Raw genomic sequence first — 24,375 nt, 5'->3', positions numbered from 1 at the left:
TGGGCCGCCGTGCCGGGCCGTGGGCCTCGGCGGCAGCGATCATTTGCTTACGACAACCCACGGCCGGTGACAGTCACCGACGGTGCCACGGCGCGGCGCCGCCAGAGTCCCATGCCCAGCAGGCCGAGGCCGAGCATCAGCAGCGCCGGCGGCTCGGGCACCGGGGCCGGTGCGAAATCGATTCGGTCGATCACGAAGCCCTGCAGTGGCTCGGGCTGCAGGTGCTGGAAGCCGATCGAGCGCAGGCCGCCCGCCGCCGCGGTGCTGAACGTGAGCACGGCGCGCGAGTCCTCGTCCAGCGCCCTGAGCACCGAGCCGTTCCAGGACGCGCTGCCGTCGACGCTGCTGAATGCTGCGGACAGCGCCACGTTGCCGATGAACGAGCCCAGCGATTCGGCGCCACCGTCGAAGAACGCCGTCAGCGCGACGAAGGAGAACGACACCGAGCTCACCGGCTGGCTGAACAGCACGTTGTAGCGACCGCCCTGGCCGGGCGAACCGAGCCACAGGCCTTCGTAGCCGAACAGGTCGGAGCCGACCATGGTGGCCGAGCCGATTTCCTGCACCGTGACCAGCCAGCCGGGCGCCTCGGGCGCGGTGAAGCTGGCGCTGCCGCTGTCGGGCGGCACGGCGGACAGCAGCACGTCGGTCAGCGTGGCGGCGCGGGCGGACGGCAGCGCCGCGGCCAGCGTCAAGCACAGGCAGGTCGACGCTGCGGCGGGCCAGGCTCGCCATGGTCTGGATCGGCAACTTGACATCGAATCCCCTCCTCGTCGGGAAGCGACACCCTATCGCGGTATTGCCGCGTCCGCCATTTGGCTTGGTGACCAAACGTAGGTCGGCCGCGGCGCGCATGGCCTCGGTCGGCGGCTGCGGCGGGCGGTGTGCGCGGGACGATCGGGCCACCTCGGCGCACCACGCGGCGCCGGGCGATCCGGATGTGAAGGGTTTGTTTCTCCATCGTCTGTGGCCCGTGAAGTAAGCGTTCTATCGAGGCGGTCTGGCGACCTCGACAGGCCGCCGAAGTTCCCACCCCGCCGTTGCGGTTTCGCAATGCGCCCGTATACGGTCACACCTATATTGAAGGCTCGTTCAATTCTGCTGGAGATCGCGATGAAACACACCCGTTGGCTGGTCGCTGCCGCGGCCATGGCCTTGATCGGCGGAGCTTCCTGGGCGCAAGGCGGGCCGGGTGGCGGCATGGGTCCTGGTGGTGGCATGGGCCCCGGCGGTGGCATGGGGCCGGGCAAGGGCATGCAAGGTGCCGGCCCCGGCGCGAGCATGGCGGGTCAGGGCATGGGCATGGGCATGGGCATGGGCGCCGGCCGCGGCCGCATGGCGCAGGCCAACGCCGACACGACGCCCGGGTGGACGCTGATGACCCCGCAGGAGCGCACCGAGCACCAGGCCCGCATGCGCGACATGAAGAGCCGCGACGAGTGCACCACTTACATGGCGCAGCACCGCGAGCAGATGGCCGCCCGCGCGAAAGAGAAAGGTGGCAAGCCACTGGCCACGCCGCGTCGCGACGCCTGCGCGGCGTTGAAGCCGTGAGCACCTCGGGGTCCATCGGCCCGGCCCGTCGGCGCGTCGTTGACGCCAGGCGCTTGGGCGCCGTCGCCGCCAAGGCGGCGATCACGGCGACGCTCGTCGCGGCCCTCGCAGCCTGCGGCGGTGGGGGCGATCCCGCGCCGATGCTGAGGGTCGACGGCAGTGGCAATTCGACCATCGACGCGCCCGCGCTCGGCACCGTGCTGGCGGGCTATCCGCTGGCGCCGCTGTCCACGGCCGAGGCTGCCAGCCTGGCCTTCATGAGGCAGGAAGAGCAGCTCGCGCACGACGTGTATGCGGTGAGTGCCGCACTGTGGGCGATGCCTGTCTTCGCCAACATCACGGCCAGCGAGACCACGCACTCGGCGGCGGTGAAGGCGCTGCTCGACCGCTACCAGTTGGCCGACCCCTTGGCGGGCCGGCCGAACGGCAGTTACCCGAGTGCGGCGTTCCAGACGCTGTACGACAGCCTGACCGCCGCCAGCCGTCGCAGCCTGGTCGATGCGTTGAAGGTGGGCGTCGAGATCGAAGAGCTCGACATCCACGACATCGCCACGCAGAAGCCGGGCATCGACAACGCCGACATCCTCATCGTCTACGACAACCTGCTGCGCGGCTCGCGCAACCACCTGCGCGCCTACATGAGGGTGCTGGTGCAGCAGGGCGGCTCGTATGTGCCCAGCCACCTGAGCCAGGCCGAGTTCGATGCGATCGTGAACTCGCCGACCGAGTCGGGCGGCTGAGCCGCCCGCGGCGCCGCTGCGACGGACCTACTGCGCCAGCGGCGCCGTGATCGCGTCGATGCGCGCCATCACCTCGGGCGTCAGCCGGTCGGCCACGGCCAGCGCGCCCAGGTTCTCCTGCAGCTGCGACAGCTTCGACGCGCCGGTGATCACCGTGGACACGCGCGGGTTCTTCGTGATCCACGCGATGGCCAGTTGCGCCAGCGTGCCGCCCAGCTCGGCGGCGATGGGCGCCAGCTGCGCGACGGCCTCGTTGCGCCGCGCGTCGGTGAGCCGGTCGCGCAGAAAGGCCATCGAGTCCATCGACGCGCGCGAGCCGGCGGGCACGCCCTCGCGGTACTTGCCGGTGAGCAGGCCGCTGGCCAGCGGGCTCCAGGTGGTCAGGCCCAGGCCGATGTCTTCGTACAGCCGCGCATAGTCTTTCTCGACCCGCTGGCGGTGCAGCAGGTGGTACTCGGGCTGCTCCATCACCGGCTTGTGCAGGTGGTGGCGGTCGGCGATGTGCCAGGCGGCGCGGATCTCGTCGGCCGACCATTCGCTGGTGCCCCAGTACAGCGCCTTGCCCTGGCGGATCATGTCGCTCATCGCGCCCACGGTTTCCTCGATCGGCGTGTGGGGGTCGGGCCGGTGGCAGTAGACGAGGTCGACGTGGTCCAGCCCGAAGCGCCTCAGCGATCCGTCGATGGCCTGCATCAGGTACTTGCGGTTCAGCGTGTTGCGGCGGTTGACGGTGCAGCCCTCGCGCACCAGGCCCCAGTAGAACTTGGTCGACACCACGTAGCTGTCGCGCGCCCAGCCCAGGCGGCGCAAGGCCTGGCCCATCACCTCCTCGCTCTTGCCCAGCGCATAGGCCTCGGCGTTGTCGAAGAAGTTGATGCCGGCGTCGAAGGCCGCGGCCAGCATCTCGACGGCGGCGTCGACGTCCACCTGGTTGTGGTACGTGACCCAGGAGCCGAGCGACAACTCGCTCAATTGCAGGCCGGACGGGCCGAGGCGGCGGTAGCGCATGCGTGGGATCCTTGCGGTGCGGACGATGGAGGGTGGCGCGGCACGTCGATGGCCTGCCCGTGGGCGGTGGCGGGCGCATCGCCACCGGCGCCCGCGGGCCAGCATACCTGCATGCATCTCCCTCCGCGCGGTGGCGCTGGCCGTCCCCGCGAGGCGCCACCCGCCAGCCGGCGCCGCCGATCGGCGGCGCGCCGGGGCTGACCAGCCGTCCCCCTGGCAGGGGCGTGCCGGTGCGCGTGCGCCGTCGGTCAGCCGCGGCGAGACGATGAGGCAGCGGGCCACGGCCGCGGCGTCGTCGACGAACCGAACCCGGCCACCTCCGCCCCCAGCGTGAACGCCTCTTCGAACACCGAGTAGCCCGCCAGGTCGGCATGCGCGAAGCGCACGCGGCCGCGCCCGGCGCGCAGCGCGGCCAGCGCCGGGTGGCCGCGCAGCCCGGGCACGGGGATGCTCATCGCGTGGCCGTGGCGGGTGAGGTCGACGCGGGCCAGCTTGCCCGGCAGGTCGGGGTGCAGCGGGGTCAGGCCATCGACCACACGGCGGGCCCAGTCGGCGGCCTCGCCGGCCAGCAGCGCCGGCCTGTCGGACGCTGTCATGGCGTGATAGGCGGTGAGCACCGTCGGGCCCGGCACGGGCCGCAGCGACTGGTGCATCGCGTCGACGTAGCCCAGCTCGTGCCGGCCGTAGACCACGTTGTCCCAGGCCGGCGGCATGCCCTGGCGCTGCAGCAGCGGCTCGGTCACGTGCAGGTTGGCCACCAGCCAGGGCGCGTGGGGCTGGGCGGGCACCAGGGCTTCCAGCGCGGCCGGCACCTGCCGCATCAGCCGCGCCGCGACGAACAGCGGCACCGCTAGCACCACGGTGTCGGCCTGCCAGGCCTCGGCGTGGCCGGCGGCTTCGTCCCAGGCCAGCACGTGCACGCCATGGCGGCCCTCGTCCACCTGCAGCACCGTGCGGCCGGGCAGCAGCCGATCGCCCAGCGGTGCGGCCAGCCGCGTGGCCAGCCAGGCGTTGCCCTCGGGCCAGGTGAAGACCGGGTCGCGCTCGCCGTCGGCGTCGCCCGGCGCCTGGAAGCCGTGGCGGCTGGCGAAGTAGTGCAGGCCGGCCCAGGCCGAGACGGTGTCGGCCGGCGCACCGTAGTCGTCCAGGCAGGCGTAGTCCAGGTACCAGCGCAGGCGCTCGTCGCGCAGGCCGCGGGCGTCCAGCCAGTGGGCGAAGGTGCCGGCGTCCAGCGCCTGGTGCGCCGCCGTCCAGCCGGCGCGGTGGCTGGGCAGCGCGAAGCCGACGCTGCGCTGGGCCTGGGCGATGGCCGCTGCGAAAGTGCGGTATTGCGCCAGGGTGGCCGAGCCGGCCTCGGCCGGCGGCAGCAGGCCCTCGATCCAGGCGCCGTCGATGAACAGGCGCTCCTGCGGGCTGTGGCACAGGTGGCGCTCGTCGGCCACGGTGCGGCCCAGCTCGTGGCGCAGCAGGCCCAGCTCGTGCAGCCACTCGGCCACCTCGTGCGCGGCGGGCCCGGGCAGCGGCAGGTAGTGCGCGCCCAGCGGGCAGGCCAGGCCGGCCAGCGTGTGGCCGCGGCTGTTGCCGCCGGCGCTGTCTTCCAGTTCGAGCACGCGGATGTCGTCGACGCCCTGGCGCAGGCAGGCGCGCGCCGCCGACAGCCCGGCGATGCCCGCGCCGACGATCAGCACGCGGGCCCGGCGCTGCACCGCGGCGGTGGGCAGCGTGCCCGACCGGGCCTCGCGCAGCCGGTGCCCGCGCAGCGGAGAGCTGCCCACCCAGTGGGCCGACCAGCCGGCCGGCGGGGCGTCGCGGCAGCCGGCCCCGAGGATGCCGAAGGCGGCCCCGGCCGAGGCGCCCAGCAGCGCGCGGCGGCGCAGCGGGGCGGTCACCGGCGCGCCCCGGTGCGGCGGTCCCGGCCGCCGACCGACGTCGCGCCGTCCATCGCGCAGCGGCACGGCGCCGTCACTCCAGAACCTTGCCCCATTCCTCTTCGAAGGTGTGCACCAGCGTCTGGTTCGACAGCCGGTTGGGCTCGGCCGCCACCCGCGCCATGTCGGGCGGAAACTGCAGCAGCGCCGGCAGCCCCGCGAGCGTGAGGAAGCGCAGGCCCTCGGGCAGCACCGGCGGCAGGCGCCAGGGCCGGCGGCTGGCCAGCACGAAGCCCCATTCGCCGAAGCTGGGCACGTGGGCATGGTAGGGCGTGGCGGTCAGGCCGGTGGCCTCGATCGTGGTCACCACCGTCCAGAAGCTCTTGCGCGCGAGCAGCGGCGAGGTGGTCTGCACCACCGCATAGCCGCCGGCCGCCAGGTGCTGGTCGACGAGTTGGTAGAAGCTGGTGGAGTAGAGCTTGCCGAGCGAGAAGCTGGTGGGGTCGGGGAAGTCGACCACGATCACGTCGAAGCGGCGCTCGTGGCCTTCGAGCCAGGCGAAGGCGTCGGCGTTGACGATCTCGACCTTGGGCGACGTCAACGCACCGCCGTTCAGCGCGGTGAGCATCGGCATCTCGGCAAACAGCCGCGTCATGTGCGGATCGAGCTCGACCAGCGTCACCTGCTCGACGCCGGGGTGGCGCAGCACCTCGCGCACCGCCATGCCGTCGCCGCCGCCCAGCACCAGCACGCGCTTGGGCGCGCCGTGCGCGGCCATCGCCGGGTGCACCAGGGCCTCGTGGTAGCGGTACTCGTCGCGCGAATGGAACTGCAGGTTGCCGTTGAGGAACAGCCGCACGCCGGCCGGCCCGGCGGTGACCACCACGCGCTGGTAGGGGCTGGTCTCGCGCAGCACCACGCGGTCGCCGTAGAAGCGGTCCTCCGACCAGGTGGTCAGCCGGTCGGCGCCGGCCATCGCCGCCAGCAGCGCGGCCACCACCGCGGCGCAGGCCAGCGCATGCCCGCGCCAGGCGCGCAGCTCGGCGCGGAAGAGCCACAGCGCCCACACCGCCACCGCGGTGTTGAGCAGCCCGAAGAACACGCCGGTGCGGATCAGCCCCAGGTGCGGCACCAGCAGCAGCGGGAAGGCCACCGACACCACCAGCGCGCCGAGGTAGTCGAAGGTGAGCACCTGAGAGACCAGGTCTTTCAGTGCATAGCGTTCATGGAAGTGGCGCTTGAGGATGCGCATGACCAGCGGGATCTCCAGCCCCACCAGCGTGCCCACCGCCAGCACCAGGCCGTAAAGCAACACGCGAAAGGAGTGTCCATGGCCGGCAGGCAGCAGGCTGTGCGCGGTGAACAGCGCCGCCGGCAGCAGGCCGCCGATCAGCCCCACCAGCAGCTCGATGCGCAGGAACTGCGCCACCAGCTGCCGCTCGACATGGCGCGAAAGCCACGAGCCGATGCCCATCGCGAACAGGTAGGCGCCGATGACGGTGGAGAACTGCAGCACCGAATCGCCCAGCAGGTAGCTGGCCAGCGCGCCGGCGGCCAGCTCGTAGACCAGCCCGCAGGCGGCCACGACGAACACCGACGCGAGCAGCGCCACCTCGGCTGGTGCGATGCGCGCGACGGCGGAGGGCGCCGGTGTCAGTGCGTCGACGGCCATTGTGGCAATCGTCCACGGCCGCGCTTTGCATGCGCGGCCGCTTCGCCAGGCACGGCACAGCACGCAGGTGCTGTGCCGTGTCCGGGCTCAGCCATGGATCGCCGCCGCCACGATCTGCCCGATGGCGATGAACATGCCCGCCACCACGATGGCCAGTGCCACGTTCTTGTGCTCGACGATCTCGTCCCAGAGCTTGTACGGGGTGAGCTTGTCGATGACGACGAAACTGACCCACAGCACCACCACGCCGATGACGGCGTACATCACTGATCCCAGCACGACGGCCGGTTTGAGCCATTCGAATCCCATGGTCGTTGACCTCCTGTGTGTGCTACTTGTGGCCGCCGCCAGAGCTGAAGCCGCCGAACGATCCCCCGCGCGAGCCGCTGCTGCGGTTGCGCAGGCACTGCTGGTATTCGTTGCTCGATTCGCCGAAGGCCGAGCGGGTGCTGTCGCAGTCGTCGCTGCTGCACATGCTGAGCAGGGTGGGCAGCACGAAGACGACGACCAGCGCGATGACGATCCAGCGCAGCTTGGTGCCTGCCGGCATGGTCGACAGCGGGGTCACGTCGCGGCGGATGGCCGCGGCCTCCACCGTGCCCAGGCCGAAGGCCTTGGCCACCACGGTGGCGTCCAGTGCCTCGCCGGCCGACCAGGTGACCTCGTTGCCCACCTGCTCGCGGTTCAGGCGCAGCGGGCCACTGGCGAAGTCGGTGTTGCGGGTGCGTTCGCCGCGAGTCAGGCGCCAGTAGAACTCGCCCAGCACGTGCGTCACCGCGCCGGTGTAGCTGTACAGCTTGTCGTAGGTCTTGCCCTGCCAGGTGGCGCGGTCGCCGCGCACTTGCGGCACGCCGGTGACGGGGCGCGCGAAGCTCCAGCCGTCTTCCGAATCGACCAGGAAGGCGAAGCCCTCCTCGCGGTGGTACATCAGGTACTCGCGCCAGGCGGTCTGCTCTTCGCCGGGGTCGACGTCGACCTCGCAGCGCTCGGCATAGCCCACCACCTGCCAGGGCAGTGCCGGTGCGCGCGCGCCGAGCTGCAGCGTGCCGGTGCGGCCCAGCGGGATCTGCGGCGGCAGGCCCGGGTTGTCCTGCGCGTAGTGCCGCAGCTCGCCCCCGATGCCTTGCGAGACGTCGACCACCGCCTGGCACTGGCCGCAGACGATGGACTGCGTCGTCGACAGCTTGGGCTCGAGCGAGGCGCCGCAACTGGGGCAGGCGATGCTGCGGCCGGCCAGCGTCTTCTCGGCCACCTCGCGCAGGCCGCTCATCGCCAGCTCGGCCAGCCGCACGGCGCGGCCCACCGACCAGCCGGGCCGGGCCGGGTCGCGCCAGTCGAGCGTGGCCACCTCGCCCATCGTGTTGCGCAGGTCGGCGATGGGGAAGGGCGGGCCCTCCAGCCGCGGCGGCGCGGGCAACTCGCCCTGGGCCGCCAGCACCCGCGCCTGCATCAGCGAGGCCACCGACCAGATCGCACCATTGACCAGCCGCTGCTCCCCCGCGACCAGTTCGTCGGGCGCCGGCAGCGGGCCGGTGATCGGCGCGTCGAAGGCCATCACGTAGGCGCCGTTGTCCTCCGACAGCCAGCCGCTGCGGGTGGCCGCCTCCCCGTCGAACAGCACATGCCATTCGGTCCAGCGGCTCTGGTCGTCGCCCAGCTGCTGGCGGCCCACCACGGTGAAGGCCGAGCCCATGTAGCGGCCGGCCGCGCCGATCTGCAGCGGCGAGTGGTCGTCGAAGAGCTCGGCGCTCTGGCCGATGCGCTTGAGCGCCTCGCCGTCGCGCAGCAGCGTGGAGCGGCAGAAGCCGCAGACGGCGCTGGCCGACGCGGCCGAGGCAAAGTCGACCGGTGCGCCGCAGTTGGGGCAGGCGGCGCGCCAGACGCGCTGCGGTGAGGTGGCCAAGGGGGCGGGCTACCCGGGCAAGGAACCGGCGCGGATGCTCAGACCAGCTTCTTCAGCAGCTCGGCCTTCTTGGCAGAGAACTCGTCGTCGGTGAGGATGCCCTTGGCCTTGAGCTCGCCCAGCTTCTCGAGCGTGGCCATGATCTCGTCGGGCTTCAGCGCCGCAGCGGCCGGTGCGGCCGCCGCTGCCGCTGCCGCGGCTGCACCACCGCCCTGCAGTCCCTGCTGGAGGTTCTGTGCCAGCACCTGCCCCAGCGCCACGCCGGCGCCCAGGCCCATCGCGTCGCCGGCGATGCCACCGCCGCCGCCGCCCGCGCCCTCGGCGAACTTCGGGATCGCCTGCGCCGTCTGGTACTGCATGAACTTGCCCATGTCGTTGCCGACCATGCCCATGCCGATCTTCTGGTCGAGGATCTTCTGCAGTTCCTCGGGCAGCGAGACGTTCTGCACCGTGACGCTCTCGAGCGCCAGGCCCAGCGCCTCGAACGACGGCGCGGTGGCCTCGCGCAGCTGCTTGGCGAACTCGATCTGGTTGGCCGCCAGGTCGAGGAAGGCGATGCCGCTTTGCGCCACCGCGTCGCTGATGTGCTGCAGCATCAGGCCGCGCAGCTGGCCGTCCAGGTCGGCCACGGTGTAGGTGTCGCGCGTGCCCGAGATCTCGGTGTGCAGCTTCTTCGGGTCGACGATGCGGTAGGCGTAGTTGCCGAAGGCGCGCAGCCGCACGGCACCGAAATCCTTGTCGCGGATGGTCACCGGCTGCTGCGTGCCCCAGCGCTGGTCGATCTGCTGGCGCGTGCTGAAGAAGTACACGTCGCTCTTGAACGGGCTCTCGAACAGCTTGTCCCAGTTCTTCAGGTAGGTCAGCACCGGCAGCGTCTGCGTGGTGAGCTTGTACATGCCGGGGCCGAAGACGTCGGCCACCTTGCCCTCGTTGACGAAGACCGCCATCTGGCTTTCGCGCACGGTGAGCGACGCGCCGTACTGGATCTCGTTGTCGGCCATCGGGTAGCGCCAGGCCAGCACACCGTCGCCCGATTCGGTCCATTCGAGGATGTCGATGAACTGTTTCTTGATGAAGTCCATCAGGCCCATGAGGTGCTCCTTCGGTGTGGCGCCCCGACGATCCGGGGTGCGGCGAATAATACGACCATGACTCCCCAACTCGACATCGCCGTCATCGGCGCCGGGCCGGCCGGCCTGGCCCTGGCCCTGCATGCGGCGCGCCTGCTGCCGGCGGCGCACATCACGCTGTTCGACGCCCGGCCGGCGGACAAGGACGTGGCGGGCGACCCGCGCACCCTGGCCATGTCGCTGGGCAGCGTGCAACTGCTGCAGCGGCTGGACGTGTGGCCGGCCGACCTGGCCCAGCCCATCCTGCAGGTGCATGTGTCGCAGGCGCCGCCCACGCTGGATTTCGGCGGCGGTGAGCCGGCCGTGCGCATCCGCGCCATCGACGAGGCGGTGCCGATGCTGGGCGCAGTGCTCAGCTATGGCCAGCTCGTCGCACCGATGCAGGCCGCCTGGCAGGCCGCCGTGGCGCGCGAGCCGCAGCGGCTGGCCTCGCGCTTCGGCACGGCGGTGGCGGTCGTCAAGCCGCTCGACGATGGTGGCGTCGAGGTGGATGCCGGCGTGGTCGAGCGCTTCGACCTGGCGGTGGTGGCCGAGGGCGGTGTCTTCTCCGACCAGTCGCGCAAGGCCGTCACCCACGACTACAAGCAGGCGGCGTGGGTGGGCACGGTGATGCTGGAGGGTGCGGTGCCAGGCCTGGCAGTGGAGCGCTTCACGCGCAACGGCCCGCTGGCGCTGCTGCCGCTGCGCCCCGATGCCGAGGGCCGCGCCCGCGGCTCGATGGTGTGGTGCGTGGGCGCCGACGACGACCCCGTGGCCGAGCTCGACGATGCGCAGCGCCTGGCCGTGCTGGCCACGCGCCTGCCGGCCGAGGCCGGCCGCGTGGTCGCCCTGGGGCCGCTGAAGCGCTTCGCGCTCGGCCTGAACGCCGAGCGCACGCTGGTCGACGGCTGCACGGTGCGCATCGGCAACGCAGCGCAGACGCTGCACCCGGTGGCCGGTCAGGGCCTCAACCTCGGCCTGCGCGATGCGTTCTCGCTGGTGCAGGCGCTGCGACGCGTCGATGCCCCCGGCGATGCCGCGTTGCGCGCCGCCCTGCGCCGCGTCGAATGGGCACGCGCGCCCGACCGCTGGGCCATGATCGCCGCCACCGATTTCCTGGCGCGCAGCTTCACCTGGCGCTGGCCCGGCCTGCCGGCGGTGCGCGGGCTGGGCCTGGCCGCGCTGCAGTCGATGCCGGCCCTCAAGAGCGCGCTGGCCCGGCAGATGATGTACGGCCGGCGCTGACCATGAAAAAGGCGCCCCGCGGGGCGCCTTCGCCGAGGCCTGCGGCAGGCCTCGCTCGTCCGTCAGAACGGGCCGGGATCGGGGCCGATCTTGGGCAGCACCTTCGGCAGCTTGGGCAAGACCTTGGGCAGCTTGGGCAGCAGCTTCGGCACGATCTTCGGCAGGACCTTGGGGATCAGCTTGGGATCGAGCTTGGGCGGCAGCTTCGGCGGAAGCTTGGGTGGCACCTTGGGCAGCTTGGGCGGAAGCTTGGGCAGCTTGGGCGGCAACTTCGGAAGTTTCGGGGGCAGCTTCGGCAGCGTTTTCGGCAGCTTCGGCGGCAGCTTGGGAACACCTGGACCCGTTACCATGAGAGCCATCCTTTCTTGTGGACACGACATGAATGGTGAGGCGCCATCTACCTCCGTGACCTCATGCTCGAGATGAGCCCGTCACGCACGCGCAATGTAGGACCCGCCCCATGCAGTGTCAATTGATGGGCCACGCGGTTTGCGCCGTGCGGACGACGTCCTCACGGGTCGCGCTCGGCGACCCGGCCGGTCGATGACCGCCCTCGACCGGCGCCTGGCCACCGCGCGGCAGCGGGCCATCCGCAAGGGCATGCGCTTCATCGCCGAAGCCGCGGCCGACGACGCGTTGCTGGCCCACCTGGGCACCGGGCTGCTCTATTCGCTGCGCTCGATGGCCCGCACCTCGGCCGACGACGCGCTGCGCCGCACCGCCCGGCTGCTGGGCCGCCACGCCTTCGCGCTGTGGGAGCGGTCCACGCTCGAGGCGGCGGACTTCCGCCACCCCGACTGGGTGGCCGAGGCGGTGCGCGGTTATGGCGCCGGCGAAGGCCTGGGCCTGCGCCGCGAAGGCATGCGCGAGTGGTTGGTCGAGGCCGCGCGGCCCTTCGGCTCGAGGGCCTTCATCGGCTTCGACGCCGACCGAGGGCCGCCGGCCGTGGCCCGCGAGGGCGCCTACCGCACCTGGTGCATCGGCCTCACCTCGGCCTGGTGCGGCGAGCGCTACGGCGTGCCGTTGGGCGCGCGCTATGCCGACGTGCTGTGCTGGCTGCCGCGCATGCGGCCCTACGACATCGCGTGGCGGCAGTCGCGGCGCCGCTTCCACGACGTGGCCTACTCCGTCACCCATGTGGTCTACACCCTCAACGACTACGGCCACAGCACGCTCGACCCGCGCTGGCTGCCCGACGAGTACATGTTCCTGCGCGCCGCGCTGCCCGAGGCCATCGCCGACGCCGACGCCGACCTGACCGGCGAACTGCTCGACACGCTGCGGGCCTTCGGCGTGCCGCACGACGACACCCAGGTGCGCATGGGCGCGCAGTTCCTGGTCGACAGCCAGAACGCCGACGGCAGCTGGGGCACCTGGGACGCCGACAGCTTCTACACCGGCTTCCACGCCGCCTGGGCGGCCATCGACGGCCTGCGCGACTACCGCTGGACCGGCCCCCGGCTCGCCTTCCCCGAGGTGCTGCCGCAACTGCAGGCCTGGGCCCGCCGAGCGTGAGCGCGCGCCGGGCAGCCCCCACCCTGTCCATCGGACCTCCGCACGACATGAGCGACCCCGCCGCACCCCCTGGTTCCGACTGGCAGCCGCTGCACGGCCCCGACCGCCGCTACCCGGCCCGCGCCGACGCGCAGCAGCCGCCGCGCGACGAACGCGCCATCTGCGAGCGCTGCCTGGGCGGCACCTGCTGCACCACCGAGGGCCCGATCGCGCTCACAGCCTTCGACGTGCTGCGGCTGTGCGCCGCGCTCGACCTGCCGCCGGCCGAGTTCTTCCGCCTCTTCACGCAGGACCGCTTCGACGGCGCCGACGGCGAGCGCTACCGGCAATGGCTGGCCGACCCCGGCAGCAGCGTCGTCAGCTTCCTGCGCCGGCGCACGCTGGATGCGGCCAGCCCGTGCCTGTTCCTGAAGTACATCGCCGAGCCCGACGGCACGCCGCGGCGCGTGTGCAGCGTGCACCCGGCGCGCCCGCTGGCCTGCCGCGAGTACTACCACGACACCTGCCGCAAGCGCTGGACCGGCGAGATGGCGGTGCTGCAGGCCATCGGCTACGAGGCCGTGCGCGACGGTGCGGTGGACGTGGACGAGGTCGAGCGCCGGCTCGCCGGCTGCGGGCCGCGCGGCGACGACGAGCCGCTGTCCGTGGCCTGGCGGCGCGCCCAGTGGCTGGAACTGCGGCGCGCGCTGCAGCCCGAGGCCGCCAACCACGAAGGCGCGGCCGACCCGCGCCTGGCCGCGATGCAGGATGCGGTGGACGACAAGCTCAACCGCCTGCTCTCCACGCCCCGCCTGCGCTTCGAGGAGAAGTACGGCCCCGAGCCCATGGCCGAGCAGTTGCACCGTTATGACGCCGGGCTGTCGCTGGCGCTGGGCGCCGAGCGGGTCCGCCTGCTGGACATCGCCCGCCGTCCGGCCGGTGCGCTGCCGCTGCACACCGGCGACGACCTGGCGCCGCACCTGGGCCAGCGCGGCCTCGTCGCAGAGCGCGGCGCGGTGGCCGAGCCTGGCGTGGCCGCGGCATCGCCCGCCGACGAGTTGCTGCACTTTGCCCAGGCGGCACGCCGGCAGCCCGATCGCATGGAGGTGGAGCACCCCGCGGCGCTGCACCTGGCCCTGGTGGTGGCCCTGGGCCGCCACCCCGAGGCCGCCCGCCCGGCCTGGCGCAGCGCCCGGGCCTGGCATGCGGCGGCGGCGCTGGCGCTGTGCCAGCAGGCCTTGCAGGGGGTGCCGGCGAGCGACGAGGCCGGTGCCGAGGGGGCGGGCGCCGAACTCGACGCCGCCACCGGCCTGGCCGCGCTGGCCCAGGCCGGCAGCACCGAGGCGGCCGAGTGGCTGCGGCGCTGGCGAGTCACCCGCCGAGGCCGGGCTCTGCGCGACACACTGCCGTCGATGTTGGCGGCCTTGCCGGAGCCGCGCACGGCGGTGCAGGTCGTCCACCGACTGCCGCTGCTCGCGCAGTTCGCACCCGCCGCCGCGCTGCGCGACGCGCTGGCAGCGCTGTGGTCCGGCCGGCGCCTGCGCCGCATCGACACGCCGATGCTGCTGACGCTGGCCGACCACTGCCTGCGCCAGCCCGGTGTCGATCGCGTGGCACTGGCGCCCGCCTGGCCGGCCTTGCGGGCCCTGGTCGACGAAGTCCCGGCGTCGATGTGGGATGCGCGGCCGTCCGAGGTGGCCGACCTGTGGCACGACGCCTACGTGCTGCGCGCCATCGACCGCGCCGGGCTGCGGGCCGAGGCCCGGGCGCTGCGGTTCGAGCCGCGGCGGACGCCCACCTCGCCACCGCGCCAGAACGTGCGAGCACCCGCGAACAGCACCAAGCCCGCCACCGCGCACGCCGCCACGCCCGCGCCCGCCAGGAGACGCCGTTGACCCGCACGACCGCACCGATCGATCCGGCCGATGGCCCCGCCGCCGCGCCGCCGCCGATGCATCCGCTCGATGCGGCCCTGGTGCTGCAGCCCGAGGGCGACGGCAGCGTCACAGGCCACACCAGCCCGGCCTACGCGAACATGATCGGGCCCTTCGGCGGCATCACCGCGGCCACCCTGGTGCAGGCCATGCGCGGCCACCCGGCGCGGCTGGGCGAGCCGCTGGCGCTCACTGTCAACTACGCCGGGCCGGTGGCCGACGGGCCCTTCAGCGTGCAGGCCGAGCCGCTGCGCACCAACCGCTCCACCCAGCACTGGCGCGCCGAGCTGCGGCAGGACGGCCAGGTGGCCGTCAGCGCCACCGCGGTGTTCGGCGTGCGGCGCGAGACCTGGGCGTCCACCGAGATCGGCTTTCCCGCGGTGCCCGCCGCCGGGGCGGTGCCAGCGCTGCCGCCGCTGGGCCGCGTGGCCTGGACGCGGCAGTACGAGATGCGCTTCGTCTCGGGCGGCTTCCCCGACTTTTCGCAGGGCCGCGCCGATGCCGACGCCACCACCACGCTGTGGATGCGCGACGAGCCGCCACGGCCGCTCGACTTCGCGTCGCTCACCGCGTTGTGCGACGTGTTCTTCCCGCGCATCTACCTGCGCCGCCGGCAATGGACGCCGGCCGGCACGGTGTCGATGACCATCTACTTCCATGCCGACGCGCCGATGCTGGCCGCGCACGGCACGCAGCCGGTGCTGGGCGTGGCCCGCGCGCAGCGCTTCGGCAAGGGCTTCTTCGACCAGTCGGCCGAGGTCTGGGCGCACGACGGCGCGCTGCTGGCCAGCACACACCAGATCGTCTACTACAAGGAGTGAGCGGCCAAGGCACCGTGCCATGCGCTGCGGGACGGCGGCCAGGCCCAGGGTACGGTCGTGCCCGGGCGCTTTTGACACACCGTCGGCGGCCGGGCCGGGTGCGCCGGAGAATCGACGCCCATGAGCTTCGGCCCGTTCTCGCTGTCCTGGCTGCTGCCGGCCCTGCTGCTGCCCCTGCTGCCCCTGCTGCTCGGCGGCTGCGCCGGCCTGCCGCCGTCGCTGGCGTCCCCACCCAGCCTGGCGATCGCGGCCAGTACCGGCACGCCGCTCGGCGCCGTCGCCGCCCGGGCTGCCGAGCGTGTGCGCGGCCAGGGCCCGACGGGCGTGCTGAGCATGGCCCACCCGGGCCTGGCGCTCGATGCCCGCCTGAGCCTGATCCGCCAGGCAAGGGCCTCGATCGACCTGCAGGTCTACCACCTGGCCGACGACAGCGTGGGCCACGAGGTGCTGCGCGCCCTGCGCGACGCCGCGCTGCGCGGCGTGCGCGTGCGCCTGCTGATCGACGACTTCCACACCGCGGGCATGGACGGCCTGCTGCTCGGCCTGGCGGTGCATGACGGGGCGCAGGTGCGCCTGTTCAACCCCTTTGCCTGGGCGCGCGGCAGCAGCCTGGCGCGCTGGATGCAGATGGCCGGCGACTTCCGGCGCCTGAACCACCGCATGCACAACAAGCTGTTCATCGCCGATGGCACGATGGCCATCGTCGGCGGGCGCAACCTGGCCGACGGCTACTTCCAGCGCGACGCCGGCGCCAACTTCATCGACTTCGACGCGCTGGCCATCGGCGCGGTGGTGCCGGAACTGGCCGCCGTGTTCGATCGGTACTGGAACAGCGCGCAGGTGCGCGACATCGCGACGCTGGCCGCGCCCGACGAGCCGGCACCGACGCTGCGCGCGCGCTTCGAGGCGGCCACGCAAAAGCGCGCGCCGCCCTTCGTGGCGCCGGCCACCTGGCGCGGCCGGACCACGCCGCGGTTCGACGCCTTGCTGGCCGACGACTTGCCGGGCCTGATCGGGGCCGAGGCCACGGTGTTCGCCGACGCGCCGGCCAAGCTCGATCGCCCGGCGGTCACCCTGGCCGCCACGACCACGGGCTTTGCGATGCAGGGCTTTCGCGAATCGCGCCAGGAACTGATGCTGTTCTCGCCCTACTTCGTCCCCGGCGAGAGCGGCCTGGCCGGCCTGCGCGAGGCGCGCAAGTTCAACATCGCGGTGCGCGTGATCACCAACTCGCTGGGCGCCACCGACGAGCCGCAGGCCAGCCTGGCCTACGAGCGCTACCGCGTGCCGCTGTTGCAGATGGGCGTCGAGCTGTACGAGGTGAGCGCGATGCAGGCGCAGCGCGACGAGTCGACGCGCCGCGTGTTCGGCGCGTCGCGGGCGCAGCTGCACGCCAAGCTGGCCCTGATCGACCGCCGCGCGGTGCTGCTGGGCTCGATGAACCTCGACCAACGCTCGGCCACCACCAACACCGAGATGGTGCTGCTGATCCGCAGCCGCGAGCTGACCGGCGAGATCCTGGCGTGGTTCAACTCGAAGGAGCGTGCCGACGTGCGCGGCTCCTACCAGGTGCGCCTTAAGCCCGATGGCCGCAGCCTGCAGTGGGTGGCGCTGCTGGGCGAGGGCCGCACCGAGACGCTCGACGAGGACCCCGAGTTCGACCACTGGGAGCGGCTGCGCCTGTGGCTGATCTCGCTGTTCGTGCCCGAGTCGCTGCTCTGACCGGGACGGCTCAGGTGCCGCGGTCGATGCGCACCGCCAGCACCACCGAGGTGGTGGTCTTGAGCACGCCGTCGATCTCGCCGATCTCGTCGAGCAGCGCATCGAGCCGCGCGGTGGTGTCGGCGCGCAGCAGGGCGATGTAGTCGAACTCGCCGCTCACCGAGCTGAGCTGCCGCAGCTCGGGCAGCGTCTGCAGCCGCCGCACCACGTCGCGCGCGGTCTTGGGCTGCAGCGTGATGCCCACGTGCGCGCGCACCTGCGGCCGCTCGTCGTCCTGGCCCAGGCGCACGGTGTAGCCGACGATGACGCCGTCGCGCTCGAGCCGGGCCAGCCGCGCGACCACGGTGGTGCGCGCGATGCCCAGCTTGCGCGCCAGGTTGGCGGTGCTCTCTCGGGCGTTGGCCTGCAGCAGGGCGATCAGCGCGCGGTCGGTGGGGTCCTTGGCCATTTCGGCGATCCATGTTGACGAATCGTCCGAATTGTCGATGGTTTCGACGAACTTGCGCTTTCTTTCGTCATCGGGCCTGCCTAGACTTCCGTCAATCGCTTTCGTCAATCGAACACCAGGAGAATCCCATGCGCATCGCCCTGCTCGGCGCCGGACACATCGGCCAGACCATCGCCCGCCTGCTCGGCGACAGCGGTGACTACCAGGTCACCGTGATGGACAAGAACCCCGCCGCGCTGGCCCGCATCGCGGGCCGTGGCGTCACCACCCGCCAGGTCGACACCGAAGACGGCCGCGCGCTGCTGGCCGCGCTGCAGGGCCACGACACGGTCGTCAACGCGCTGCCCTACCACCTGGCCGTGGCCACCGCCACGCTGGCGCGCGAGGCCCGCTGCCATTACTTCGACCTCACCGAGGACGTGGCCGCCACCAAGGCCATCAAGGCGCTGGCCGACGGCGCCCCCACCGCCTTCATGCCGCAGTGCGGCCTGGCGCCGGGCTTCATCGGCATCGTGGCGCACCACCTGACCAAAGGCTTCGACACGCTCACCGACGTGAAGATGCGTGTCGGCGCGCTGCCGGCCTTCCCGACCAATGCGCTGAAGTACAACCTCACCTGGAGCGTCGACGGCCTGATCAACGAGTACTGCCACCCCTGCGAGGCCATCCGCGACGGCGAGCGCCTGGACGTGCTGGCGCTCGAGGGCCTGGAGCACTTCTCGCTCGACGGCACCGAGTACGAGGCCTTCAACACCTCGGGCGGCCTGGGCACGCTGTGCGAAACGCTCGAAGGGCGCGTGCGCACGCTGGACTACAAGAGCGTGCGCTACCCCGGCCACTGCGCGCTGATGAAGCTGCTGCTCGAAGACCTGCAGCTGAAGGACGACCAGGGCACGCTCAAGGACATCCTGCGCCGCAGCGTGCCCGGCACCATGCAGGACGTGGTGCTGGTGTTCGTCACCGTCAGCGGCCTGCGTGGCGGCAGCTTCATGCAGGAGGTGTTCGCGCGCAAGATCTTCGCCGACCGCACCGAGGGCGCGCCGCTGTCGGCGATCCAGATCACCACCGCCGCCGGCATCTGCGCTGCGGTGGACCTGTTCCGCGAGGGTCACCTGCCGCAGCGGGGCTTCATCCGGCAGGAGCAGGTAGAGTTGCCGGCCTTCCTGGCCAACCGCTTCGGCAGTGCGTACCAGCAGTCGCGGCAGGTCGAATCGATCGGATGACATCCAAGGTCCCGCGCATGAACACCGCCCACGAACTGCTCCTCTCGCTCGGCGTGCCCGAGTCGGCCCTGCACCACGGCACGCTGCGCGCGCGCTCGCCGATCGACGGCGCCACGCTGGCGCAGGTGCACGTGGCCAGTGCCGCCACGGTGCGCCAGGCCATCGGCGCCGCGCACGAGGCCTTCGCGGCCTGGCGCGAGGTGCCGGCGCCGCGCCGCGGCGAACTGGTGCGGCTGTTCGGCGACGAACTGCGCACCCACAAGCGCGCGCTGGCCGCGCTCGTCACGCTGGAGGCCGGCAAGGTCACCAGCGAGGGTGAGGGCGAGGTGCAGGAGATGATCGACATCTGCGACTTCGCCGTCGGCCTGTCGCGCCAGTTGCACGGTCTGACCATCGCCAGCGAGCGCCCCGGCCACCGCATGATGGAGCAGTGGCACCCGCTGGGCGTGGTGGGCGTGATCAGCGCGTTCAACTTCCCGGTGGCGGTGTGGGCCTGGAACGCCGCGCTGGCGCTGGTCTGTGGCGATTCGGTGCTGTGGAAGCCCAGCGAGAAGACGCCGCTCACCGCGCTGGCCACGCAGGCGCTGTTCGAGCGCGCGGTGGCGCGCTTCGGCGAGCAGGCCCCAGCGCACCTGTCGCAGGTGCTCATCGGCCATGCCGATGTGGGCGAGGCGCTGGTCGACGACCCGCGCGTGGCGCTGGTGTCGGCCACCGGCTCCACCCGCATGGGCCGCCTGGTGGGCCCGCGCGTGGCGGCGCGTTTCGGCCGCTGCCTGCTCGAACTGGGCGGCAACAATGCCATCGTCGTGGCGCCCACCGCCGACCTGGACATGGCCGTGCGCGGCATCCTCTTCGGCGCCTACGGCACCGCCGGGCAGCGCTGCACCACCACGCGCCGCGTCATCGCCCACGCCAGCCTCCACGATGAGCTGGCCGCGCGGCTGGAGCGCGCCCGCGCCAGCCTGAAGGTGGGCGACCCGCGCGAGCCCGGCGTGCTGGTGGGCCCGCTGGTCGACAAGCCGGCCTTCGACGCGATGCAGTGGGCGCTGGCCCAGGCGCGCGAGCAGGGCGGGCAGGTCAGCGGCGGCGAGCGCGTGCCGCACGCCGGCGCCGACGATGCCTGGTACGCCGCGCCGGCGCTGGTGCGCATGCCGGCGCAGACGGCGGTGGTGTGCCACGAAACCTTTGCGCCCATCCTGTACCTGCTGCGCTACGACAGCTTCGACGAGGCGATGGCGCTGCACAACGGCGTGCCGCAGGGCCTGTCGTCGGCGATCTTCACCAACGACCTGCGCGAAGCCGAGGCCTTCCTGTCGGCGCGCGGGTCCGACTGCGGCATCGCCAACGTCAACATCGGCACCTCGGGCGCCGAGATCGGCGGCGCCTTCGGCGGCGAGAAGGAGACCGGCGGCGGCCGCGAATCGGGCTCGGACGCCTGGCGCAACTACATGCGCCGCGCCACCAACACCATCAACTACTCGCGCGCGCTGCCGCTGGCGCAAGGGGTGCGGTTCGACGTTTGAGCGCCGTGGCGGCGCTCGGGGACGCTGAACCTGTGTGTCAGCGAATCCGGCGCGCCTCGATGTAGTAGCGCTTCTCGTGGGCCTCGCCCATCGAGAAGGTCTTGCGCGGCAGCGGGCCTTCGTGCATCACGCGGCGCAGCAGCTCGCTCTTGCCCACCGTGTCGAGGTGGAAGCCCACGCAGCCCGGCTGCCGGCCCAGCCGCGCCAGCACGTCGTCGCCGTGCACGTAGTCCACCGCGCCGATGCCGCCCTGGGCGACGAGCGCGTCGATGAAGGCCTGCACCGTGCCCACGGCCAGCGAGGACGGCGGGTCGGTGACGCGGACCACGCTGAAGCGGTCGCCGGGGCCCACCAGGCCAAAGGCCTGCGACGGGTTCGTGCCGAAGGCCTGCGACGGGTTCGTGCCGAAGGCCTGCGACGGGTTCGCGCCGACGCCCTGTGCGCCGGCGGCTTCGCCCGCCTGTCCACTGGCCTGCGCACCCAGCCCGGCCTGCATCGCCGCCGCATCGGCCACGTCCGTCACCGACAGCCGGTGGCCGAAGTGCCGGGCCAGCGCGGCCCGCACGTCGGTGGTCACGCCCAGCAGCAGGCGGTGGATCGGCGCGAAGTGCAGCGCCGGGTCGTGGATGTTCTCCACCTCGACCAGCGCCCAGCGGCTGGGATGGTCCATGCCGACCTCGGCCTTGGTGCGCTCCCAGATCGACTTGGCGGTGGCCAGCGAGTGGTTGCCGTCGCCCACGGCGAACAGCATCACCGGTGTGTCCGGCGGCACGCCGTAGCGCAGCGCCGAGACCTCGGGGCGGGCCAGCGCGTCCAGCGCCTGCGCCGCGCGTTCACCCAGCGCGTCGTCCACCGCATAGCCCGACACCTGCCCGCCGCCCAGCATCAGCTCGGTCTGGTAGAGCCGCTCGAGCCGTCCGCGCGCCGCGGCCACCGGCTCCACCACGGTGCCCTGCGGGTCGTCGATCAGCACCAGCACGTGCGGCAGTTCCAGCGGCGCGCCGGCGCGCACCGCGATGCGCGGCGCCAGCCGGGCGACGATGGTGCCCTCGGTCGGGCGGATCAGGCTGGTCGACGTGGCCGCGTAGTCGTAGTGCTCGAGGTCGAGTTCCAGCATCAGCCCGCGCCGCGTGCGGCCGTCCACGGTGCGTTCGACGAGGACGGTGCCTGGGCGTTCCACCAGCAGGCCGTCGTCGACGTACCGGCGCATCGCCGCCTGGATGCCGGTGATGCGCGCGGGCGCATCGGCTGCGTCGAGGTAGGCCTCGGGAAAGGTCAGGCGCAGCGTCGACGGCGCGTCGCCGACGATCTGCTCCACCTGCTGCCAGTACTCGGGCTCCGAGGTGTACTGGTCGCAGGCGATCACCGCCCATCGGCCGAGGTCGGTGCCGGGCCGGGGCAGGCAGATCCGGGGCAGGCGGAAGGCGGTGTGGGGGCTCATGGTCGTGCGCACGCGGGGTGGCGTGCCTGAAAAGGCCGAGGTGGCGCGATGCTACGGCAGGGCCGTCGCCCGCGGCAGTCGTTGCGGGGCGGCGGGCGGCGTCGCGCCCGGCCCATGTCGCGCCCGGCCTCCGCCCGATCTCCGCCAAATCGCGCGGGCGACCGCCCGGCATGTTCGGGTTTCCCCGTAATCCTGTTATCGTCCCGTCCCCTCACGGGTGGCTCATCGGCCGCTCGCCATCACCCCAAGGCGCCGCGGCACCACCGCCCACGCCGGCCCCATCAAGGCACGACCATGCGACAACTCTCCCCCGCCGGCCACGATCTCGTCAACGGCATTGCGCAGCGCCACGGCTTCAGCACGGACGCCACGCTCAGCATGCTCGACGCGGTGATCCGCGGCAACGGCAGCATGGCGCAGTTCAGCCACCCCGAATTCGCCGGCTCCGGCCAGTGGATGCGTGGCGGCATGACCATGGTGTCCGACATGTTCAACAACCACCTGAAGGGCCGGGTCGACGCGCTGTGCTCCGAACTGTCCGACGTGGTGGCCAGCCAGCCCGACCTGGTGCGCAGCGGCAGCTTCCAGTCGCAGAGCCAGGGCGACGGCAGCTGGGCCAACGGCCAGCAGCAGAGCAGCCACGGCGGCGGTGGCCAGGCCCAGGGCAGCGGCGGCTTCGGCGCGGCCAGCCTGTTCGTGCCGGGCACGTCGAACGACTGGTGGCCGTCGGACCTGCGCTTTCCCAACAGCACCGGCTCGCAGAACGGCGTGCGCTATGCGTACTTCGCCCAGGCCCGGCGCCTGGTGATCGACCTCGGCGGCACGGTCACGGTGTACGACACGCTGGACCACCAGATCGGCGGCTTCTCGCAGCAGCAGTCGGTGGGCGGTACGCTGGGTTTCAACAGCCAGTACGGGCTGATCGACGTGGCCAGCCTGCCGGTGATCTCGTCCAACGGCCAGCCGCCGCGGCCGCTCGCACCGACGTGGCAGGCGCCGCCGGTGGCCACGCCCATGGGCGCCCCGTCATCCGCCGGGGCGGGCGGGCAGGATGTCTTCGCCACCATCGAGCGCCTGGCCGACCTGCGCGCCAAGGGCATCCTCGGCGAGGACGAGTTCCAGGCCAAGAAGGCGGAACTGCTGAGCCGGCTGTGAGCCCGGCCCGGCGGCCGGCGGGATCTCAGAACCGCAGGCCGCTGTGGATGTAGCCGACGAAGGCCGGCGATTCCTCGATGCGTTCGACCAGGGCATTCACCTCGGCGGAGAGGTTGCGGCTGTGCCGCAGCGATTCGATCAGCTCGGCCTTGCCGACAGCGTACTTGGCGCACATGAGCGCGACGACGCAGATCTTCGTCGCCTCGAAAGCCTCGTCGTAGCGGGCGCCTTGCTCGGAGTCGAAACCGAGTTCGTGCAGTTCTCTGGCCATGGCGTCGAAGTCGTGACTGGGTTGCATGGGGTGCTCCACCGGGGGGGCGTTGGGTTGCTGGGCCTCTCCTGCCGTTTTCGACCGTGGCGCGGGTTTCTGAAGTCGAGGGTCCTGCGCCGGGTCAACCGGCCCCTGCGGCGCCAGGGGTGACCAGGTGCCGCCGCGGCGGGTCGTTTTGGGCTTCCAGCACGGGCGGGGCCGGTCGGAGGCCCCTTGGCCGTCGCCGTGTTGCGTGGGCGAACGCACAGACCGCTGGCGCGCGGCAAAGCACTGTCGGGGTCGGACGTGGACAGCCCGCTAAGCTCCGCGTCGCACAGACCATTCCTGCGGTCGGGTCGAAGACCCGATGCGCGGCCGAGCCGTCATACGCTCGGGCCGGTGGCGGAGTGCCGAACATTGCCAGCGACACACCCGCAGGAGCGCGCCATGCCCGACGCAGTACGCACCGCAGACATCCCGATCGCCCAGGTCGGCCCGCCCCGCAGCGGCACGAGGTGCCTGCGCGCCCAGGTGCTGGACACGGCGTGCACGGGCTGCCAGTTGTCCACGCTGTGTCCGCCCTGCGGCTTGGCCAGCCAACCACTGGCGGCCCGGCAGCGCGTGGAGTTCGCCCGAGTGCACGTGCCGGCCGGACGGCACCTGTATCGGCGCGGCGATCGCTTCCAGTGCCTTTATGCCGTGCGCGCGGGCGCCCTGAAGTCGACCATGACCCGAGCCCATGGCCGCGACCAGATCTGTGGATTCCACCTGCCGGGCGAGGTGTTCGCGCTGGACGGCGTGGCCAGTGGCACCCACGCCACCACGATCACCGCGCTGGAGGATTCGCAGGTGTGTGCGGTGGCCTATGGCCCGCTGATCGACACCATCTCCGGCGACCCGGCACTGGAGGGCGGGCTCAGCCGCCTGATGAGCCACGAGATCTCGCGCGGGCACCGACAGATGCTGTTGCTGGGCACGCTGAACGCGCACCAGCGGCTGGCGGTGTTCCTGATGGACCAGTCGCAGCGCAGTGGCGCGCAGGGGCACTCGGTGCACGACTTCAACCTGCGCATGACGCGCGCCGACATCGGCAGCTTCCTGGGGCTGACGCTCGAGACCGTGTGCCGCACCTTTGCCTCGCTGCAGGCGCGGGGCTTGCTGCAGGTCGACCAGCGGCGCATCCGCATCGTCGACCTGCCTGCGCTCTCGCGCTCCTGCCAGGCGCTGTAGTGGCCGCGGGCCGGGCACCGGACGGTCCGACGCCC

General features: G+C 72.3%; 22 protein-coding genes. 11 read left to right on the top strand and 11 right to left on the bottom strand.

The features are described from left to right. Positions 1-47: 47 nt before the first annotated feature. Positions 48-758: a PEP-CTERM sorting domain-containing protein gene (locus EOINJALH_RS26530; RefSeq protein WP_088285885.1), complete on the bottom strand. Its 711-nt coding sequence runs from the start codon at positions 756-758 to the stop codon at positions 48-50. A 355-nt stretch (positions 759-1,113) separates the two neighbouring features. Between EOINJALH_RS26530 and EOINJALH_RS26525 the strand changes: the two genes are divergently transcribed. Together EOINJALH_RS26525 and EOINJALH_RS26520 are read left to right on the top strand one after the other, a co-directional pair. After that, the gene (locus tag EOINJALH_RS26525; RefSeq protein ID WP_088285882.1) at positions 1,114-1,554 is read left to right on the top strand and encodes a hypothetical protein; all 441 of its coding nucleotides are present in this window, start codon (positions 1,114-1,116) and stop codon (positions 1,552-1,554) included. Positions 1,555-1,694: 140 nt separating this feature from the next. Further along, positions 1,695-2,294 (top strand): DUF2202 domain-containing protein, encoded by a 600-nt coding sequence (locus EOINJALH_RS26520; protein ID WP_144290180.1) that lies wholly within the window; start codon positions 1,695-1,697, stop codon positions 2,292-2,294. 27 nt (positions 2,295-2,321) lie between these two features. Here the strand turns inward: EOINJALH_RS26520 and EOINJALH_RS26515 are convergent, their stop codons facing one another. The 6 genes from EOINJALH_RS26515 to EOINJALH_RS26490 form a co-directional block, all read right to left on the bottom strand. Then, entirely contained in the window at positions 2,322-3,302 is a 981-nt protein-coding gene (locus EOINJALH_RS26515; RefSeq protein WP_088285877.1) for an aldo/keto reductase, read from the bottom strand. Between the two features lie 248 nt (positions 3,303-3,550). Beyond that, the gene (locus tag EOINJALH_RS26510; RefSeq protein WP_234414058.1) at positions 3,551-5,191 is read right to left on the bottom strand and encodes an NAD(P)/FAD-dependent oxidoreductase; all 1,641 of its coding nucleotides are present in this window, start codon (positions 5,189-5,191) and stop codon (positions 3,551-3,553) included. 73 nt (positions 5,192-5,264) lie between these two features. After that, positions 5,265-6,842: a polyamine aminopropyltransferase gene (locus EOINJALH_RS26505; RefSeq protein ID WP_088285875.1), complete on the bottom strand. Its 1,578-nt coding sequence runs from the start codon at positions 6,840-6,842 to the stop codon at positions 5,265-5,267. A gap of 87 nt (positions 6,843-6,929) precedes the next feature. Further along, positions 6,930-7,151, bottom strand: a complete 222-nt coding sequence (locus EOINJALH_RS26500; protein ID WP_088285873.1) for a DUF350 domain-containing protein — start codon at positions 7,149-7,151, stop codon at positions 6,930-6,932. A 22-nt stretch (positions 7,152-7,173) separates the two neighbouring features. Next, positions 7,174-8,745: a DUF4178 domain-containing protein gene (locus EOINJALH_RS26495; protein WP_088285871.1), complete on the bottom strand. Its 1,572-nt coding sequence runs from the start codon at positions 8,743-8,745 to the stop codon at positions 7,174-7,176. Positions 8,746-8,783: 38 nt separating this feature from the next. After that, positions 8,784-9,836 (bottom strand): SPFH domain-containing protein, encoded by a 1,053-nt coding sequence (locus EOINJALH_RS26490; RefSeq protein WP_088285869.1) that lies wholly within the window; start codon positions 9,834-9,836, stop codon positions 8,784-8,786. A gap of 57 nt (positions 9,837-9,893) precedes the next feature. Between EOINJALH_RS26490 and EOINJALH_RS26485 the strand changes: the two genes are divergently transcribed. Then, entirely contained in the window at positions 9,894-11,099 is a 1,206-nt protein-coding gene (locus EOINJALH_RS26485; RefSeq protein ID WP_088285867.1) for an FAD-dependent monooxygenase, read from the top strand. Between the two features lie 62 nt (positions 11,100-11,161). On the opposite strand, the gene EOINJALH_RS26480 is transcribed toward EOINJALH_RS26485, so the two are convergent. Next, positions 11,162-11,449 (bottom strand): hypothetical protein, encoded by a 288-nt coding sequence (locus EOINJALH_RS26480; protein ID WP_144290179.1) that lies wholly within the window; start codon positions 11,447-11,449, stop codon positions 11,162-11,164. A gap of 193 nt (positions 11,450-11,642) precedes the next feature. Here EOINJALH_RS26480 and EOINJALH_RS26475 point away from each other — a divergent pair, with 193 nt between their 5' ends. From EOINJALH_RS26475 to EOINJALH_RS26460, 4 genes are all read left to right on the top strand, one after another. Then, on the top strand, positions 11,643-12,614 hold the full coding sequence (locus EOINJALH_RS26475; protein WP_088285862.1) for a hypothetical protein: 972 nt from the start codon (positions 11,643-11,645) through the stop codon (positions 12,612-12,614). Between the two features lie 47 nt (positions 12,615-12,661). After that, complete coding sequence (locus EOINJALH_RS26470; RefSeq protein ID WP_088285860.1) at positions 12,662-14,488, top strand: YkgJ family cysteine cluster protein; 1,827 nt, start codon at positions 12,662-12,664, stop codon at positions 14,486-14,488. 56 nt (positions 14,489-14,544) lie between these two features. After that, positions 14,545-15,348, top strand: coding sequence for an acyl-CoA thioesterase II (locus EOINJALH_RS26465; protein WP_088285858.1), 804 nt, complete (start codon positions 14,545-14,547; stop codon positions 15,346-15,348). A gap of 120 nt (positions 15,349-15,468) precedes the next feature. Further along, on the top strand, positions 15,469-17,070 hold the full coding sequence (locus EOINJALH_RS26460) for a phospholipase D family protein (protein WP_088285857.1): 1,602 nt from the start codon (positions 15,469-15,471) through the stop codon (positions 17,068-17,070). Positions 17,071-17,080: 10 nt separating this feature from the next. Here the strand turns inward: EOINJALH_RS26460 and EOINJALH_RS26455 are convergent, their stop codons facing one another. Next, on the bottom strand, positions 17,081-17,518 hold the full coding sequence (locus EOINJALH_RS26455; RefSeq protein WP_088285855.1) for an Lrp/AsnC family transcriptional regulator: 438 nt from the start codon (positions 17,516-17,518) through the stop codon (positions 17,081-17,083). Positions 17,519-17,646: 128 nt separating this feature from the next. Here EOINJALH_RS26455 and EOINJALH_RS26450 point away from each other — a divergent pair, with 128 nt between their 5' ends. Beyond that, a complete protein-coding gene (locus tag EOINJALH_RS26450) occupies positions 17,647-18,741 on the top strand; it encodes a saccharopine dehydrogenase family protein (protein ID WP_088285853.1) in 1,095 nt (364 codons plus the stop codon). Positions 18,742-18,758: 17 nt separating this feature from the next. Next, positions 18,759-20,264, top strand: coding sequence for an aldehyde dehydrogenase family protein (locus tag EOINJALH_RS26445; RefSeq protein WP_088285899.1), 1,506 nt, complete (start codon positions 18,759-18,761; stop codon positions 20,262-20,264). Positions 20,265-20,301: 37 nt separating this feature from the next. Here the strand turns inward: EOINJALH_RS26445 and EOINJALH_RS26440 are convergent, their stop codons facing one another. Then, positions 20,302-21,705: a DUF1015 domain-containing protein gene (locus EOINJALH_RS26440; protein WP_088285897.1), complete on the bottom strand. Its 1,404-nt coding sequence runs from the start codon at positions 21,703-21,705 to the stop codon at positions 20,302-20,304. A gap of 294 nt (positions 21,706-21,999) precedes the next feature. Between EOINJALH_RS26440 and EOINJALH_RS26435 the strand changes: the two genes are divergently transcribed. After that, positions 22,000-22,860: an SHOCT domain-containing protein gene (locus EOINJALH_RS26435; protein ID WP_088285851.1), complete on the top strand. Its 861-nt coding sequence runs from the start codon at positions 22,000-22,002 to the stop codon at positions 22,858-22,860. Between the two features lie 25 nt (positions 22,861-22,885). Here EOINJALH_RS26435 and EOINJALH_RS26430 read toward each other — a convergent pair whose 3' ends face one another. Beyond that, the gene (locus EOINJALH_RS26430) at positions 22,886-23,158 is read right to left on the bottom strand and encodes a hypothetical protein (protein WP_088285849.1); all 273 of its coding nucleotides are present in this window, start codon (positions 23,156-23,158) and stop codon (positions 22,886-22,888) included. 399 nt (positions 23,159-23,557) lie between these two features. Here EOINJALH_RS26430 and EOINJALH_RS26425 point away from each other — a divergent pair, with 399 nt between their 5' ends. Then, the gene (locus EOINJALH_RS26425) at positions 23,558-24,340 is read left to right on the top strand and encodes a helix-turn-helix domain-containing protein (protein WP_088285847.1); all 783 of its coding nucleotides are present in this window, start codon (positions 23,558-23,560) and stop codon (positions 24,338-24,340) included. The last annotated feature ends 35 nt before the right edge of the window (positions 24,341-24,375 follow it).

Source organism: Ideonella sp. A 288, from assembly GCF_002198735.1.
Lineage (GTDB): Bacteria > Pseudomonadota > Gammaproteobacteria > Burkholderiales > Burkholderiaceae_C > Pseudaquabacterium.
The sequence above is the reverse complement of the archived record's forward strand: the minus strand, read 5'-3'. Positions and strand labels throughout refer to the sequence as shown.